The 16,222-nt window shown below is 62.5% G+C and carries 16 protein-coding genes and 1 riboswitch; of the genes, 8 read left to right on the forward strand and 8 right to left on the reverse strand.

The window, feature by feature from the left end; translation table 11 throughout:
• Positions 1-193: 193 nt before the first annotated feature.
• On the reverse strand, positions 194-676 hold the full coding sequence (locus tag ACNAOT_RS20335) for a carboxymuconolactone decarboxylase family protein (protein WP_178995830.1): 483 nt from the start codon (positions 674-676) through the stop codon (positions 194-196).
• Positions 677-685: 9 nt separating this feature from the next.
• Entirely contained in the window at positions 686-829 is a 144-nt protein-coding gene (locus tag ACNAOT_RS20340; protein WP_166660322.1) for a hypothetical protein, read from the reverse strand.
• Positions 830-936: 107 nt separating this feature from the next.
• On the opposite strand from ACNAOT_RS20340, the gene ACNAOT_RS20345 reads away from it, so the two are divergent.
• Positions 937-2,156, forward strand: a protein-coding gene (locus ACNAOT_RS20345; RefSeq protein WP_420181171.1) for an IS3 family transposase whose coding sequence is annotated in 2 segments (ribosomal slippage) — positions 937-1,204 and positions 1,204-2,156 — 1,221 coding nt in all. Because the reading frame shifts where the segments join, the coding sequence is not laid out codon by codon here.
• 177 nt (positions 2,157-2,333) lie between these two features.
• Here ACNAOT_RS20345 and ACNAOT_RS20350 read toward each other — a convergent pair.
• Genes ACNAOT_RS20350 through ACNAOT_RS20360 form a run of 3 tightly spaced genes read right to left on the reverse strand, consistent with a single transcriptional unit; the run spans position 2,334 to position 6,294 of the window.
• On the reverse strand, positions 2,334-3,407 hold the full coding sequence (locus ACNAOT_RS20350) for a PLP-dependent cysteine synthase family protein (protein ID WP_420179168.1): 1,074 nt from the start codon (positions 3,405-3,407) through the stop codon (positions 2,334-2,336).
• Positions 3,401-4,966, reverse strand: coding sequence for an aromatic amino acid ammonia-lyase (locus ACNAOT_RS20355; RefSeq protein ID WP_420179169.1), 1,566 nt, complete (start codon positions 4,964-4,966; stop codon positions 3,401-3,403). Before ACNAOT_RS20355 ends, ACNAOT_RS20350 begins: the two co-directional genes overlap by 7 nt.
• Entirely contained in the window at positions 4,966-6,294 is a 1,329-nt protein-coding gene (locus ACNAOT_RS20360) for an NtaA/DmoA family FMN-dependent monooxygenase (RefSeq protein WP_420179170.1), read from the reverse strand. The genes ACNAOT_RS20355 and ACNAOT_RS20360 overlap by 1 nt, the downstream gene beginning before the upstream one ends.
• A 154-nt stretch (positions 6,295-6,448) precedes the next feature.
• On the opposite strand from ACNAOT_RS20360, the gene ACNAOT_RS20365 reads away from it, so the two are divergent.
• The 5 genes from ACNAOT_RS20365 to ACNAOT_RS20385 all read left to right on the forward strand — a co-directional run bounded on the left by ACNAOT_RS20365 (position 6,449) and on the right by ACNAOT_RS20385 (position 10,874).
• Entirely contained in the window at positions 6,449-8,152 is a 1,704-nt protein-coding gene (locus ACNAOT_RS20365) for a SulP family inorganic anion transporter (protein WP_420179171.1), read from the forward strand.
• A gap of 83 nt (positions 8,153-8,235) precedes the next feature.
• A riboswitch (SAM riboswitch) is annotated at positions 8,236-8,347 on the forward strand.
• 13 nt (positions 8,348-8,360) lie between these two features.
• Positions 8,361-8,627, forward strand: a complete 267-nt coding sequence (locus tag ACNAOT_RS20370; RefSeq protein ID WP_054808796.1) for a DUF1737 domain-containing protein — start codon at positions 8,361-8,363, stop codon at positions 8,625-8,627.
• Positions 8,624-9,034, forward strand: coding sequence for a rhodanese-like domain-containing protein (locus ACNAOT_RS20375; protein WP_091469876.1), 411 nt, complete (start codon positions 8,624-8,626; stop codon positions 9,032-9,034). Before ACNAOT_RS20370 ends, ACNAOT_RS20375 begins: the two co-directional genes overlap by 4 nt.
• Complete coding sequence (locus ACNAOT_RS20380) at positions 9,035-10,243, forward strand: O-succinylhomoserine sulfhydrylase (protein WP_178995818.1); 1,209 nt, start codon at positions 9,035-9,037, stop codon at positions 10,241-10,243. It abuts the gene before it with no gap.
• Between the two features lie 10 nt (positions 10,244-10,253).
• Entirely contained in the window at positions 10,254-10,874 is a 621-nt protein-coding gene (locus ACNAOT_RS20385) for a hypothetical protein (protein WP_420179172.1), read from the forward strand.
• Here the strand turns inward: ACNAOT_RS20385 and ACNAOT_RS20390 are convergent.
• Both ACNAOT_RS20390 and ACNAOT_RS20395 read right to left on the reverse strand, forming a co-directional pair.
• On the reverse strand, positions 10,861-12,057 hold the full coding sequence (locus tag ACNAOT_RS20390) for a glutamate--cysteine ligase (RefSeq protein WP_420179173.1): 1,197 nt from the start codon (positions 12,055-12,057) through the stop codon (positions 10,861-10,863). The genes ACNAOT_RS20385 and ACNAOT_RS20390 overlap by 14 nt on opposite strands.
• 156 nt (positions 12,058-12,213) lie before the next feature.
• On the reverse strand, positions 12,214-13,737 hold the full coding sequence (locus tag ACNAOT_RS20395; protein ID WP_091469865.1) for a UDP-N-acetylglucosamine 1-carboxyvinyltransferase: 1,524 nt from the start codon (positions 13,735-13,737) through the stop codon (positions 12,214-12,216).
• 212 nt (positions 13,738-13,949) lie between these two features.
• Here ACNAOT_RS20395 and ACNAOT_RS20400 point away from each other — a divergent pair, with 212 nt between their 5' ends.
• On the forward strand, positions 13,950-14,906 hold the full coding sequence (locus ACNAOT_RS20400; RefSeq protein WP_420179174.1) for a WXG100 family type VII secretion target: 957 nt from the start codon (positions 13,950-13,952) through the stop codon (positions 14,904-14,906).
• Entirely contained in the window at positions 14,903-15,382 is a 480-nt protein-coding gene (locus ACNAOT_RS20405; RefSeq protein ID WP_420179175.1) for a hypothetical protein, read from the forward strand. Before ACNAOT_RS20400 ends, ACNAOT_RS20405 begins: the two co-directional genes overlap by 4 nt.
• Positions 15,383-15,396: 14 nt before the next feature.
• Here ACNAOT_RS20405 and ACNAOT_RS20410 read toward each other — a convergent pair whose 3' ends face one another.
• Complete coding sequence (locus tag ACNAOT_RS20410; protein WP_420179176.1) at positions 15,397-16,131, reverse strand: siderophore-interacting protein; 735 nt, start codon at positions 16,129-16,131, stop codon at positions 15,397-15,399.
• Between the last annotated feature and the right edge of the window lie 91 nt (positions 16,132-16,222).

The following is a 16,222-nucleotide window of genomic DNA, read 5'->3' on the forward strand; positions in this document are numbered from 1 at the left end:
ATCAGCCCCCCGGGGCAACCCTTGCCGGTTGCCCAAGGGCTGATCTCGTTTCAACAGGGTCACGACCCACACCTCGTACCTTCACCACCCACATTGAATCCTGGACGGCTCCGACACGCCCGCCAAGGGGTGTGTCACAGCCCTGTTGGACGCCAAAGTAGGTGGTGGCAACACACTCGGCTAGCGATGGGATCTATTTCTTGGCTGCGCGTACCGGGTGCTCGCTCAAGATAGACAGACGGTTGAAGGCGTTGATCCCTATTGCCGCCATGCAGAGGACGCTGATCTGCTCGTCACTGTAGTGCTGACGTGCCTGTTCAAAAAGCTCGGGGCTGGGCCTCGACGAGCTCATACGGGTGATCTGCTCAGCCATCTCCATCGCCACCACCTCAGCGGGTTCAAACAGCTGAACTTCCTTGTAAACGGCCACGAGGGACAGCCGCTGTTCCGTCTCGCCGTATTTGAGGGCGCGCCGGTGATGAAGGTCAAGGCAAAAGGCGCAGCCGTTGATCTGCGAGCACAAGTAGTTGATGAGCTCAAGGGTGCGGCGCGGGATGCCAAGCCGGTCAGCTTCGTCCACGAGCTGCTGGGAATAGTGGCTTAGGGTCGCGTAAAGATCCGGCTGCTGCTTGTCCAGATAGCCGGCCAGACGTGGTTTTGTTTCCTGTTCAGGCATGGTTGGAGCCTAACGCAACGGGGGTTCCTGTCCCCGCTTCAGCTCCTGAATGCGGAGGCGAAGGAAGATGATCGCCAGCACCAGGGCGTAGATCACCAAAGCTGCAACGCCCACTGTCACCAAGACGTAGAGAATGCCAAAAGCTGAAAACAAAGAAAGCCCCCCAATTACCGGCCCGGCCGGTGCCGACCAGGGTTTCAGATGCTAGCAGCTGCGGTCGTATGGTTTTCTGAGACAGCTTGATGGGAGATTCGCTTCAGATGACCACGCCCAGAAGAAAATATGACGCTGCGTTCCGCGAGGAAGCAGTGCAGCTGGTTTTGTCCACTGATCGGTCGGTGAAACAGGTAGCTGAGGAGATCGGGGTGAAGGAAAGCACGTTGGGCAACTGGCTCGCGCGGGCCCGTCAGCGTTCCCCTGGTGGTCCGGCACTGGTCCCGGTGCCCGATCGTGGGCCCGTGGAATGGGAAGAGCATCAGAAGGCTTTGGCCGAGAACGCGCGGTTGAAGGCTGAGGTTGAGTTCTTGGGAAAAGTCAGCGCCTTCTTTGCCGCGAAGCAAAAGTAGAGGACTTCTACGAATTCATCGAAGCGGAGAAGGCCAACCATTCCGTGGTGTGGCTGTGTCGGGCTCTAAAGGTATCCCGGGCCTCGTATTACCGGTGGCGCAAACCCTCGGCGCCATCACCGCGGGCGGTCCGGCATCAGGAACTGGTCACCGCTGTCACCAGCTTGTACACAGATGAGGAAGGCCGTGCCGGGCGGGACCAGCTGACTCTGATTCTCAATGAGAAGGGCGTGAAGGTCTCGGCCCCGACCGTCGGTTCGATCATGCGGGCGAACGGGTTGCGGGCGGTGCGCACCCAAGCCTGGAAAACCACCACTGTTCAGGACCCGCAGGCCAGGACAGCACATATTGAGAACCACATGCTCGACTCAGAGGGCAAACGGGACTTCACCTCATCAGTGCCCGGGACCCGTCTGGTAGGTGACATCACGTACCTGCGCACCGGTGAGGGCTGGCTCTACCTAGCCACCGTCATCGACCTGTTTTCCGGCATGGTCATCGGCTGGGCCATGGCCGCCCACATGCGCGCGAGCCTGTGCACCGCCGCACTGCAGATGGCCCGGAACCACGGACACCTCAGCGGATCCTCGATCATCTTCCACTCCGACCGGGGAACCCAGTACACCTCCGACGAATTCCAGAACTGGTGCGGCAGCAACAGCGTCACCCAGTCCATGGGCAAGATCGGGGTGTGCTGGGATAACGCAGTCGCGGAGAACTTCTTCTCGCACCTGAAAACCGAGTTCTACCACCACCAACGCTACGGTTCCCGGCTCGCTGCCCGAACCGGAGTGATGGAATACATCGAAGGCTGGTACAACCGCCGCCGACCCAACAAACGAGCCGGCGGCACAGCACCACTAACCGCCCACACCGCCTACAAAACCAGCACCCGGAAACCCCTGGCCGCCTAACCAACAACGACAACGAAACCTGTCTCAAAAACTTGACGACCGCAAGCCCCTATGCCAAACCCGAGGGATGTGAGAGAGCGCCCACCCCAAACCCGAGGGATGTGAGAGAGGGCCCACCCCAAACCCGAGGGATGTGAGAGAGGGCCCACCCCAAACCCGAGGGATGTGAGAGAGGGCTTACTCGCGGGCGTCGCGGGCGCCTGGGGTGTCGGCAGCGAGCCGTATGCCGTGCTCCGCCAGCCACACCGGGTTGAAGGCCTTGCTCAAGTAGTTCGTGCCGGCGTCGGGCGCTATGGCCACCACCACCGAACCGTGAGGTGCTGCTCGAGCCACCCGCACAGCCGCGGCAACAGCGAGCCCGGAAGACGGACCCAGCGCGAGTCCTTCTTCATCCAGAAGCCTGTGGACGGTGGTGTAAACCTCGTCGTTGGGGATCCGCAGGAAACGGTCCACGATGGCGCGGTCGAAAGCCTTGGGCCATTCAGCTTCGGGCCAGGAGTTGCCCACGCCGTCCACCAGGATCTCGCCGGGATGGCCGCCGCTGTAGGCGGAGCCGTAGGGGTCGGCACCAACAACTTCCACGTGCCCGCCGGGTCGTGAGGCAGCCACGCGTTCCTTCAAGAACCGGCCGTTCCCGCTGATGGTCCCGCCGGTGCCTATCCCCGCTACGAAGTGGGTCACCAGGCCACCTGTCTGTTCCCAGATCTCGGGCCCGGTGGTTTCATAGTGCGCGGCCGGATTGGCAGGGTTGTCGAACTGCATGGGCCGCCACGCGCCGGGCGTCTCGGCGGTAATCCGCGCTGCCACGGCGCGTGCGTTCTCCGGCGATTCCGACGGCGCGTTCCAGTCCGTGAGGATCACTCGGGCGCCGTAGTTGTGCAGCGCGGCAAGCTTCTCCTCGGAGATCGTGTCGCCCGTAACCACCACCACCGGGTGTCCGGTCAGGTGTCCGATGAGGGCGAGCCCGATCCCGGTGTTGCCCGACGTGCTTTCCACAATCGTGGCGCCCGGTTGCAGCTCGCCAGACCTTTCCGCCGCCCGAACCATACTCAGCGCGGTGCGGTCCTTGATGGAGCCACCAGGGTTTTCGGACTCGAGCTTGATGTGGATGGTGCTGCCCAGGCCGTGACCCAGTGATTCCAGCTTCACCAGCGGTGTGTTGCCAACTTTGTCCAGGACTGAGGCGTCCAGCCCGTCCGGAATCGGGACGGCCGCGTGCACACCATGTTTGCGGATCGCTGTACTCACCACGGTTCCTCCCCTGTCTCCGAAAATTCCCTGGCTACGGCATCCCGCAACTCCAGACGCGCACGCGCCACCAAGTCAGGAGCCGACGGCCGGTCGGCAAGCACATCGGCCAGTCTTCCCACGACGGCGCCCGTCCCCTTTCCGAGCGGCTGCGCGGCTCCCGCTTCAAGCAGCAGGTACGACGCCGTCAACGCCTCGATAACCAAGAGCTTTTCGGCAGCCTCCAACGACTTTTCGAGCTGCTGCAGGGCAAGCGGGGCAAGCGTCGAATGGTCCTCGACGTCGGCAGAAAGCGTCGGCGCCCCGAGCGTCGCCGGTGCGGCGAGGAACTTGAGTTCGGCCAACAGTCCTGCGGCCGAGTACCAGAGCAGCCCGGGAAGTTCTTCTTGGGCCAGACCTTCCCCGGAGGATGCCGCCTGCAGGTGGCGGGCCCGGATAGCCCGTTGTGGTGGGTACAACTTGGCGATGCGGCGTTCACTGGAAATCCCAACGTGGGCCAAAGCCAGCCGCAGGCCCTCGAAGGCGAGAGTCAGTTGCATCGGTTGGAAGTTCCCGCCGGACACCATCTGCCCGGAGTCGAGATCGACCAGGGGATTATCGCCGCGGCCGTTAAGCTCTACTTCCAACGCAGTACCGAGCTGCTTCACCAGGGATCGAAATGCCCCGTGCGTCTGGGGCGCGGCCCGGAACGATAACGCATCCTGCACCGAAACTTCGGGACGAACATCCTCCAGCCACCCACCGCTCAGAAGGCGGCGAACAGCGGCAGCCGACTCCCGCTGCCCGTCCACCGCCTTGGCCGCCTGGATTGCCAGCGAGAACGGGCTGAGGTTCCCGCCGCCGTCGTACCTTGCGATCGTCTCGAGTGAGAGGGAAAGTGCGACGTCGGCCAGTTCGGCCAGGTGCCGCAACCGCACCAAGGCGAGAGTTCCTACACCCACCGAGTACGCATTGGCACTGACCAGGGCCAAGGCCTCACCCGGCGCGAGAACAAGTGGCTGGAGACCGGCGTCGGCGAGCGCTTTGGCGCCGGGGATCAGCGTGCCATCCGCGTCGAACGCTTCGCCCTCGCCCAAGGCAACGGCGGCGACGGCGGCAAGTTGGGTCAGGTCTGACGAGCCCACTGAGCCTTCCCGGGGGATGGCGGGGAAGACTCCGCGGTTGAGCAATTCGGCGTAGAAGACTGCTGTTTCGGGTCGCACGCCGGAACCACCGCGGCTGAAACCGATAAGCCTGGCAAGGATGACGGCACGGGCAGCAGCACGGTCAAGATACGTGCCCACACCGCTGTTGTGATACCTGACCACCTGCACCTGATACGCCAGGAGCGACTTCTCCTCCACAGCCGTATCCCGGCCTGACCCTAGCAGTGTGTTGAGCCCGTACACACGCTTCCCGGAGGTCGCGGTGAGCTCCACTAGTTCCCTCGACTTACGCATCAAAGTCAGCGCTTCCTGGTTGAGTTCCACGTCAAACGAGGGATCTTCGGCGGCCAGCGCCATGTCCGATGCCAGCACCGGAGCCGCACCGATCAGGAGGGTTCGCGGTTCAGTCGACACCATCAGAAGTCCAAGAGATTTTGCCGGAAACCACCGTTGCCGTAGCTCTTCCTCAACAGGCCACGGCGCCGCAGTTCAGGGGTGAGTTTGTCCAGTACACCGTGCACGGTCACAGGGTCCACGAAGCCGGAGAAGAGGAAACCGTCGCCACCCACTTCAGACCCTGTCGACTCCAGGTAGTCGGCGATTTCGCCAACCGTACCAATGATGGAATCACCCGCTCCTCCGCTGCGGGCCTGCAGGATCTGTCTCAGTGTGGAGCCCGGAGGGGCCGCCTTGGCGAAATGCTCCAGCGTTCCTTGGTTGCTGTTGGTGCTCAATTCGGGCAGCGGAGCGTCGAGGTCGAACTGTTTGAAGTCGATCACTGAAAGGTAGGAGATGGAGTTGAGTTGGCTGTCGATGTCGCGTTGGGTGAGTTCACGCCTCTGTGCCCGCAACTCCTCTGCTTCTGCCGTGGAACCAACAATGGTGGGCTTCAGGACGAAAAGAACCTTGATGTCGTCGGGATTGCGGCCTGCTTTTGCAGCTTCCGCGCGGATGGAATCCCGGTAGGACTTCATCCCGTCAACGCCGCGTGCCAAGGCAATGGCCACGTCGGCATGCCCACCGGCGAAGGCCTTACCCCGCGGCGACGCACCAGCTTGCACCAGGACGGGTTCTTCCGGCAAAGGCGCAGTGTTCAGCGGACCCCTGACCTTGAAAAAGTCGCCCTCATGGTTGATAGGGTGCACTTTGCTGTGATCCGCGAACACCCCCGCCTCAACGTCCTCAAGCACAGCGCCAGGTTCCCAACTCCGCCAGAGCCGCCTGACGACGTCGACGAATTCCTCCGCTTTCCCGTACCGGAGGTCGTGTTCGATCTGCTGGTCCAGCCCATAATTCTGGGCGGCGAGGTCGCTGCCGGACGTGACTACGTTCCAGCCGAGCTGCCCTTCTGAGAAGTGTTGCAGCGTGGCCAGGAGCCGGGCGGCAGTGAAGGGCGGGTAGAAGGAAGCGCTGACCGTCGGGACGATCCCTAAATGCTCCGTGGCTGAGAGAAGGTACGGGACCAGCGCCAGCGGATCATGCTTCGGAGCGAACGACGCGTGCGCCAGGGAGACCTCGGCCGTGCCGCCGTAAGTATCCGGGACGGTGAGGGAATCCTCGATGATGAACAGGTCCAACCCGGATTGTTCAAAGGCCCGGACAGCCTCCTGGTACAGGGCGGGTTTCTTCCAGTCATAGCCCAGGCTGTAGCCGGGAGTCCCCCAGCCCTGGACACCAAAACCGTGTCCCACGAACCATCCAAAGTGCAGCATGGGCTTGAGTGTAGAACTGCTCTGTCCGTTCACCGCGACCTGATTTCATGCGAAGTTACAGGGGGTCGTACTGCGTCAATTATGCTCCCGGGGCGTCACATTTGGGCGGGACTGATGACGGTCCGGATTTTCCACATACGGCCGTCGCATTGTTTCGAAAACAGCATGGGTCGGGAATGATCGCTGTATGAGTTCACCCACCCGTTCTTCCGCCAAGTCCGCCAAGGACCGGCTTTCGGGCGTCTGGGCGCTCAAGGGCTACAAACGCGAATGGCTCCGGCACGACGTCGTGGCAGGTGCTGCCCTCTTCGCCCTGCTGGTACCCGCCGGTATGGCCTATGCGCAGGCGGCCGGCCTTCCACCGGTCACCGGTCTCTATGCCACTGTGGTCCCGCTGCTGGTTTACGCGTTTGTGGGGCCTTCCCGCATCCTGGTCCTCGGCCCCGATTCTTCCCTCGCCCCCATGATTGCCGCGGCAATCGTGCCGCTGGCAGCGGGTAGCAGCGAAAAGTCGGTAGCGCTCGCCGGACTCCTGGCCGTGTTAATTGGGGTGATCATGCTGGCCGGGTCGGCCCTCAAACTCGGGACCATCACTGGACTGCTCTCCAAACCCATCAGGCTCGGATACCTGAACGGGATCGCTTTGCTGGTGGCCCTTTCGCAGCTGCCGGCATTCCTGGGGATAGAGGCCGACGGCGACATCTGGCAAAAGCTTGCGAAGGTCACCACCGGGGTGCTGGGTGGCGAGGTCAACATCACCGCGCTGCTGCTGGGCGTGGGTTCGCTGGCGCTGATCTGGATTCCCCGGCTGCTGAAGTGGAAAGTGCCGGGTGTGCTGCTGGCGGTGGTCGGCTCGTGCGTCGCAACGGCCGTTTGGAGCCTCAACGACGACGTCAAGGTCACCGGAGTCCTGCCGCAGGGCCTCCCGATGCCCGCGCTCGGCGGCATTGGCTGGGCGGACGCACTCACCCTGCTTCCCGCTGCGGCAGGGATCGCCCTCATGGCCTTCGCGGACACCGGCGTCCTGTCCCAAACATTGGCAGCCAAGGAAGGCAAGAAGGTTTCCGGCAACAGGGAAATGGCAGCACTTGGGGCAGCCAATGCTGCCACGGGCCTGCTGGGCGGATTCCCCATCTCCGGCAGTACATCGAGGACCCCTGTGGCTGTGGACGCTGGTGCCAAGTCCCAGATGACCGGCGTGGTGGGTTCGGTGCTGGTGCTTGCTTTCATGCTGCTGGCTCCAGGGGTGACCGAGTACCTTCCGTCCGCCACCTTGGCCGCCGTCGTGATTGCCGCAGCGATAGCCCTGGCGGACCCGGCCGGCGTCCGGCGCCTGTTGAGCCTGAGCCGGAGCGAATCCGTGGTGGTGATGTTGGCTGCGTTCCTCGGCGTCCTTACAGTAGGTGTGCTCCAGGGAATCGTGGTGGCCATAGCATTGGCGCTCTTGGACTTCGTGCGGCGGGCCTGGGATCCATACCGAACAGAACTCGGTGCCGAAGAAGGGCTCCCGGGGTACCACGATCTTGAACGACACCCCAACGGCGCACGCATCCCCGGGCTCCTGATCCTCCGTTTCGATGCACCGCTGTTCTTCGGCAACGGGCAGGTTCTTGCAAGCTTTGTCCGGGAACAACTGGACGAAGCTTCGGATGATATCTCCCACGTCATCCTGGCGGCGGAACCCATCACAGGCATCGACACCACGGCCCTGGACGACCTCGTCACGCTGGATGAATGGTTGGCCCGTCATGGCGTGGATCTGGTGTTCGCCGAACTCAAAGGACCGGTGAAGGACAAGCTGATCCGCCTCGGAACGGCAGCACGTTTCACGCCGGACCACTTCTTTCCTACAGTCGGCGCCGCCGTCCGCACGCTCAGGGACGAAGAGTGAAACGGCCGCCGATTACGCAACATGACGGCCGCCCCACCACTCGCAAGTGCGGCCGGATGCCCGTGGATGTTACGTTTTTCTTGAGTAATGAGTACCAGCGCAAAGCCCTGACTTGCTGGTCGGCAACCCTCTCTCCGGCGGGGTGCCTCAGGTGACTACTCGGCGTATCGACAATTCGTACTGCAAGCGTGACTGAGGAGCACCAGCTATGCCTGAACCCACTGAAGAAAAACTCTCCTACCGCCTGGTGACAGGCCCGGACACCCGCGACTTCTGCGAGCGCATCCACAATGCCCTCGCCGAAGGTTACGTCCTCCACGGGAGCCCGGCAGCTACGTTCAACGGCACGGACGTCATCGTTGCCCAAGCCGTTGTCCTGCCGACCGCGATCGCCACAGCGGATGCCGCAGTGGCCAATGCCGTTGACCAGTTGGAGAACTACGACGACGAAGAAGCGTTCGAGGGCCACGCATGAGCTACGCAGGTGACCTGACCCCGCACGACGCGTGGGCCAAACTTCAAGACGGTGCCATCCTGGTTGACGTCCGGACCGAGGGCGAATGGGCCCACATTGGAATCCCTGACACCAAAGCTACCGAGAACGACCCCCTGTTCATCCAGTGGAACTTGGCCGGCGGAATTCCGAACTCCCGCTTTATTGAAGACCTTCAGCAACAGGCTCCCGAGGACGACGGCGTTGAGCTCGTTTTCCTATGCCGTTCCGGGCAACGCTCCATCTCGGCGGCCATCGCCGCAACCCAGGCCGGCTTCACTGCCTACAACGTCCTGGAGGGCTTCGAAGGCGAACCGGACCGCTACGGTGAGCGCACCGTCAATGGTTGGAAGAACCGTGGCCTGCCGACGAATCTGGGGACCGAGTAAGTGACTTTTAATCCCGACGCCGCCGGCTGGAGCCCTGACACCCAGGCCGTCCGCGGTGGCCTTGACCGCACCAATTTCCAGGAAACGTCCGAACCCGTTTTCCTGAACTCCGGTTTCGTCTACGAATCCGCTGCCGCCGCCGAACGTGCCTTCACCGGCGAGGACGAACGATTCGTCTACTCCCGTTACGGCAACCCGTCCGTGGCCACGTTCCAGGAGCGGCTGCGGCTGCTCGAAGGAACCGAGGCGTGCTTCGCGACGGCGTCCGGCATGTCTGCAGTCTTCACCGCCCTGGGTGCCTTGCTGGCTGCCGGTGACCGTGTGGTTGCTGCCCGCTCGCTGTTCGGCTCCTGCTTCGTGATCCTCAACGAGATCCTTCCCCGGTGGGGCGTGGAGACGGTCTTTGTTGACGGACCCGACCTTGAGCAGTGGCGCGAAGCCCTGTCCGAGCCCACCACTGCGGTGTTCTTCGAGTCACCGTCCAACCCCATGCAGGAGATCGTCGATATCGCTGCCGTCAGCGAACTGGCCCATGCCGCCGGGGCGACTGTCGTCGTCGACAATGTCTTTGCCACTCCCCTGCTGCAACGCTGTGGTGAGCTGGGTGCAGACGTGATCGTGTACTCCGGGACCAAGCACATTGATGGCCAGGGACGAGTCCTTGGCGGCGCGATCCTAGGCACCAAGGAATTCATCGATGGTCCGGTCAAGCAGCTCATGCGACACACCGGCCCGTCATTGTCGGCGTTCAATGCCTGGGTGCTGACCAAGGGCTTGGAGACTATGGGACTGCGAGTGAATCACAGCTCGGCTTCTGCTCTGAAGATCGCAGAGTGGCTCGAGCAGCAACCCGCCATCAGCTGGGTCAAGTACCCGCTGTTGAAGTCCCACCCTCAGTACGAGCTCGCTGCGAAGCAGATGAAGGCCGGCGGTACTGTGCTGACGTTCGAGCTGCTTCCTTCGGCCGGGCGTACAGCCAAAGACGCTGCGTTTGCCTTGCTCGATGGCCTCCGTGTCATCGATATCTCCAACAACCTTGGCGATTCCAAGTCCCTCATCACGCACCCGGCAACCACCACCCACCGGGCCATGGGGCCTGAGGGCCGTGCGGCCATCGGGCTCTCCGATGGTGTGGTTCGCCTGTCTGTCGGGCTTGAAGACGTGGACGACCTCATCCTGGATCTGGAGAAGGCACTCAAACAGGTCTAACCTTGCTGCCATGAGCGGGAACCATCCCTATCGCCGTGCCGGATCCGTGATCGTTGCCGGCACGGCGGTGTGGTTCGTCGGGATTTCGCCGGTCTCACGTGTCTACATCACCCCCGATGACGCCGAACGCCTCCGCATGCTGCAAGCCGGCCAGCGCGGCTGGATCACAGGTCAGCACATTACTGCGGCCGGGACCGTCGCAGTGCCCATAGGATTCGCGGCGTTCGCCCGTGCCATTCCAGCTATGGGAGCTCCGCGCACGAGGGCGAAGAAGTGGGCCTACGCCGCTGCGGCCGCGCTGCTGGCCGGTGCACCGTTCTTCGTCTCCAGCGTTGCCCGGCGGGCTTCCGACATTGAAGGGTTCGCCTACCGCCGCGGTTCCAGCGCTCCGTTCCTGTTGTATTCCGGGCTGCATGTTGTGGCGTTGGCTGCGCTCGGCGGGAGCCTTCTTTCTTTACCTGCCAAACGGTGGATCGGGGTCACGGCTGCGGCCGCCGCACCCATCTACGGAGCCGTCCTTCTGGCCAAGAAGGACATCCCACCGCTCTTTTTCTACCTCGTGGAGGGGACCGTCGGAGCCTACCTGATGGCCTGGGAAGAGCCGGCAGCCGACAAGCCTAGGGCCGCCTGACCCGGGTCAGCATGGGCGAGGGTTCCTTATGGGCATCGGCGGCAGTGCCGCGCACCGTCACCTTCGCAGCATGTGCGACGACGGCGGCCAGGGCTTCGTTGGTGGGCGGACTTCCCGTCTGGGTTTGCCCGTCGCGCTGCCTTTTGTTGTAGCGTTCTGCGGCTTCCAGTTGTTCGTGGGCACCATTGCCCCGCGCCAGTAAGTCCGAAATCCCGGCTTTGACGAGTTCCAACTCGTTTTGGTCGTCCAGGACCGGGCTCAGGTAATCAACCAATGCCCACACGACGTCCGCCGCTGGCTGAGGTAGGAAGTCACCGAAGTCCAGGAGATCTCCGCGTAGACCCGAATTGCTGGCCTGCCAACTCGCCATCCGCAGGAGTGCCGTGGGCACCGCGGTGGGTTCCACGCCGTCGAGCATTTCCAAGGAGGCCGTCTCCACCAAAGCCCGCACCAGCACCGCCATGAGGGCCGCGTCCTCAGCGCGGAGGCAGACGTCGGCCACGCGGACCTCAACAGTGGGGTGGTTCCTGGAGATGCGGGCGTCAAAGTAGATCATGCCTTCATCCATGATCACGCCCGTTTCCAGGAGGCGCTTCACGATGCGTCGATAAGCAGTAAGGGAGCCAAAGACGGAGGAAGGGCCGGACGTCGGCCAGCGGTTCCAAGCCTGGGTGCGGTAGCTGTCGAAACCAGTGGGAAGCCCCCGCCAGTAAGGCGAGTTGGCGGTTAGGGCTGTCAGGACGGCGAGTTTGTCCCGGATGTGGTCCAAAACCACCACGCCTTCCTCGGGCGACTCCACTGATGTGTGCACGTGGAATCCGCACGTCAGCTGCTCCGTGGCAATGATGCCGAAGCGATCCAGCATCGCGGCATACCGGGGGTCCGGAGTGGTGTGAGTATTCGAGGCCAAGGGAGACGTGGCGATTGCGGCAACCCGCGCTCCATGCTGCCGTGCGGCTTCGTTGGCCATGGCCCGGCCACGGCGGATCTGTTGCAGGAGCTCGCCGTAACTATGGCATGGGCGGGTCTGTGTCTCGATCTGCTCCAGTTTGAGCTCGTGGCTGAGGCCCGTGGCAGTGCGGGGTTCAGCGTGGCCCGCAAGGAGCGCGTCCGCGAGGGCCAGGGGCTCGCCCGTCACAGGATCGACGATGAGCAGCTCTTCCTCAACCCCGAAAGTGCGCATGCTCCATTCTGCGTCAGGAGGGCTGGTGAGGACAGGACTTGTGCTTCCGGGACTTTTCGCACCCGTTCCCGCCATTCGCACCAGAGTTACTTGGAGCATATGGCGGGAACGGGCGCGCCGAAAAGGAAGAAAGGGTGCGCGGCCGGCCAGCAGGCCCTAGTCCTGGAAGTACTCGATCTTCGCACCGATCGTGTTCAGGCGCTCGGCGAGGTCCTCATAGCCGCGCTCGATCACGTAAATGTTGCGAAGCTCGGAGGTTCCCCGGGCCGCCAACATTGCCAGAAGGAGGCAGGCCGCAGGTCGCAGGGCCGGCGGGCAGCCGATTTCAGCGGCACGCCACTTGGTAGGCCCATTGACGTAGATCCGGTGCGGATCCAAAAGCTGCACTTGGGCGCCCAGCTTGTTGAGCTCCGTCAAGTAGATTGCACGGTTCTCGTAGACCCAGTCGTGGATCATGGTCTGGCCCTCGGCATTGCCTGCAATCACCGCAAAGAACGGCAGGTTGTCGATGTTCAGGCCCGGGAACGGCATCGGGTGGATCTTGTCCTGCGGCGCGCGGAGCTCCGAGGGCTTGGTAGTCACGTCCACCAGCCGGGTACGCCCGTTGCGAGCCATGTACTCGCCGGAGATTTCGAGGTTCTGGCCCATCTGCTCCAGGGTGGCCAGCTCGATTTCCATGAACTCGATGGGAACCCTTCGGATGGTGACCTCGGAGTTGGTCACGATGCCTGCGGTGATGAGGCTCATTGCCTCGATGGGGTCTTCAGACGGGAAGTACTCAATGTCTACATCAATGGCTGAGCGTCCGGTGATCTTCAGTGTGGTGGTTCCGACGCCGTCGATGTCCACGCCCAGGCCCTGCAAATAGAAGCAGAGGTCCTGCACCATGTAGTTGGGGCTGGCGTTCCGAATGATGGTGGTGCCCTCACGGTGGGCGGCCGCCATGATGGCATTCTCCGTCACGGTGTCGCCGCGTTCGGTCAGAACGAAGGAACGGTGGAGTTCGTCACCGGGAGGTGCGGTCACGGAGTAGAAACCGGACTTCGCTTCCACCTCGAGGCCGAACTGGCGAAGCGCCTGCATGTGCGGTTCCACAGTGCGCGTACCCAAATCGCAGCCACCGGCGTAGGGCAGCAGGTATTCGCTGGTTTCGTCCAGAAGCGGACCGAGCAGCATGATGACGCTGCGTGTGCGTCGGGCTGCGTCAACGTCCATGGATTCAAGATCCAGGACCTCGGGGCGGCGGAGACGGAGGTCGCTTCCGTTGAGCCACGTGCATTCCACACCGATGGACGTCAATACCTCGACGATCCTGTTGACTTCCTCAATCCGTGCCAGCCGGCGCAGAGTGGTGGTTCCGCGGTTGATCAGGCTGGCACACAAGAGGGCGACACCGGCATTCTTACTGCTGTTGACGTCCACTTCGCCGGATAGGGTCCTGCCACCCTCCACGCGGAGGTGGGTCATCTGCGGCTTGCCCACTTTGACGATGGAGCGCCCAAAAATGGCTTCAAGGCGTTCGATCATCCGGAGGCTGAGATTCTGTTTGCCCTGTTCCATCCGGGCGATTGCGCTCTGGCTGGTTCCCAGCTCAGTAGCCAGTTGCCCCTGCGTCCAGCCTTTTTCACCACGGGCGTCGCGGAGCAGGAGGCCTACATTCTCGGCGGTAGGTTGCGTCATACCCAAAAAATATCACAAATGAGCTAGAAGTGAAGAGCAAACCAACGAATCAGCGGCATACATCACACCGTACCCGTTCTGTGCGATATAAAGCACGACGCCGGCGGCTTGCTGTTCGTGAACGCTATCCCTCAGTTTCATCAAGGGCAGAGCTACCCATTGTGCCCTAACGAGGGTTAGCGAAGGATGTACGGGAAAGCTCAGGGGGAAATATGCCTTTCTACGGCGCCGACGTCGATCAACTCAAAGCACTATCCAAAGCGCTCGCCAGCGGAGCATCGCTGCTTACCAGCCGCGCCCGGGAGCTCGACTCCTTGATCGCCCAGGGCGGTTACTGGCAGGGGCAGGATGCCAAGCGTTTCGCTTCCGACTGGCAGGGCCACCTACGCCCCCTGCTTGAAAGGACCTCGCGCGGGATAGAAGAAGCGTCCAAGTCCGTGCTCACCAATGCCGACGAGCAGGCAGGCGCGTCCACCGAGGGCGCCGGCGGCAGCTCAGGCAGCTCCAGCAACCCGCGTAACGACGCAACAACGAAGACAGCGGCTGCCACGGACCCCACCCAGCCCACGCCAGAAGAAATCCTGGACCAGTACCAAGTCAGCGACGCCGAAACCACCAACTGGCCCGGCGACTGGGATCCGCTGCGGTTCGTGGTGGACCAGAAGGTGGTGACCGAGAAGGAAGCGGAACTCCTGAATGGCCTGGGCCCCTTTGAGCTGAACGCTTTCAAGGGCATCCACGACGACGCCTTCAGTGTTGCCGACGAGCGCTTCCCCAGTGAAGATCGCAACGACGACCAGAACGATGCCTTCCGCCACGCTTATTGGAATGCCCTCATGGTGAAGGAGTACGGCGCGGACTGGGCAGAGGATTACGCCACGGCTCACGAACAGCTCCCCGGGAATCCGGCTCCCCGCGAGGCCATGGATCTGTACAACAATGAAGTTGGGCGCAACGTGGCCATCGCCAATCCGGACGCCAGTGCTGAGGAGCTTGCAGACTTGATCGAGGACGCCGTCAACAACGGAGACACCGTGGTGGTGGGACCTGACCTATTGCCGCACCCTTCAAACGAGGTCCCCGCTGACCAGACGGGTGATGCAGGCAATGCCGAGCCCGCCCCTGGCGAGGATCCGGAGTTCAACGACGAGTCCAGGACGACATCGTGACTCTTCCATGCACCAACAACTTACGACGCCGCCCCAAGACTGCAGCGCTCCGCGTCACCGTTACCACCTTGCTCACCTTTGTCCTGGCCTGTGCCTTGGCATCCTGTTCCCTCGGAGGATCCGTCATGCCCGAAACGAACGATCACCTCAACGATCAAGTCCTGGAGTCCGCCAAGAACGGCACATCACTCAAGCTGGCCGACGCCACGGACTTCGACTGGGACCAAGCAGGTTTTGTCACGTCGGGAACCCCGGCCAAGGACATTGAGGAGGCTTTTGGCGAACCCCTCACCAAGGAGAGCCGCTATACCGCTTCACCGGCACTCTTTGTCTTCCTGAAAGACGGCAAGGTGACTAAAGCGGTCCGCATTGTCCCGGACGCATTCTCCGGGGCTGACGCCAGGAAGAAGTACGGCCGCGACGTTGTGCTCACTCCGCCGGAGGGGAAGAAGGGCTTCCTCAACTGGCGCGAGTAACCCGCGAAGAAGAACTAGACCCGCCAGTACCCGAGCGCATCAATCCGGTGCTTGTCCACTCCGAGTTCTTTCCGCAGGTGCTTGACGATTGCCCGCGTGCTTGAGGCTTCGCATGCGATCCAGAAGAAGTCTTCGCTAACGGAAACAGTGTCCGCTGTTAGTGCACCGCAGACTTCCTCCACCAAAGCGGCGCCGTCGCGTTTGCGCGGAATCCAGGTGACGACGTCGGAATCGGAGGTACGCACCTCAAGCGAGGTGTCGGCGTCGTGCTGGTATTCCAGCCAAGCGGTCACTGGAGCCGCGCCCGCAGCAACGCGCTGGCGCTCGTCGATCAGCGAGTTGACTGCCGGGATGGAAGCAGGGTCCCCCACCACCCAGATCCGGCGCGGAGCGGGATGCGGGAAGGTGAAGGAACTGCCTTGGACAGTGGCGTCGATGGTGTCGCCGGGCTGCACGGAACGGGCCCAATCCGCTGCGACGCCGTCGTGCATCGCGAAGTCCATGCTGAACGTACCATCCGCGGGGGAGGCGTTGACCAACGTGTAGGCGCGCTGGTGAGCCTTGCCGGAATCGTTGAACCAGAGCCGGATCCACATGGTGGGATGCAGGCCGCTGCGCTCCAGTAGTCCGCCGTCACGCACGTGCACGCGGAGGAAGTCCGGGGTGATCTCGTCCCGGCCCGTGACCTCCAGGGTGAAGTCCTTGGCGCCCATGACTTTGAGGACGACGCCTTCCCAATTGCGCTTCAAGCAACACTCCTTCACGAATGTCCACGATTTGTGAACGGGGCCAAAGCCATTTATCTTGAGCTAAAGTAAGCCTAACCTAAGCTCGAAAGTG

The organism is Paenarthrobacter sp. TA1.8, assembly GCF_048595705.1.
Classification (GTDB): domain Bacteria; phylum Actinomycetota; class Actinomycetes; order Actinomycetales; family Micrococcaceae; genus Arthrobacter; species Arthrobacter nitroguajacolicus.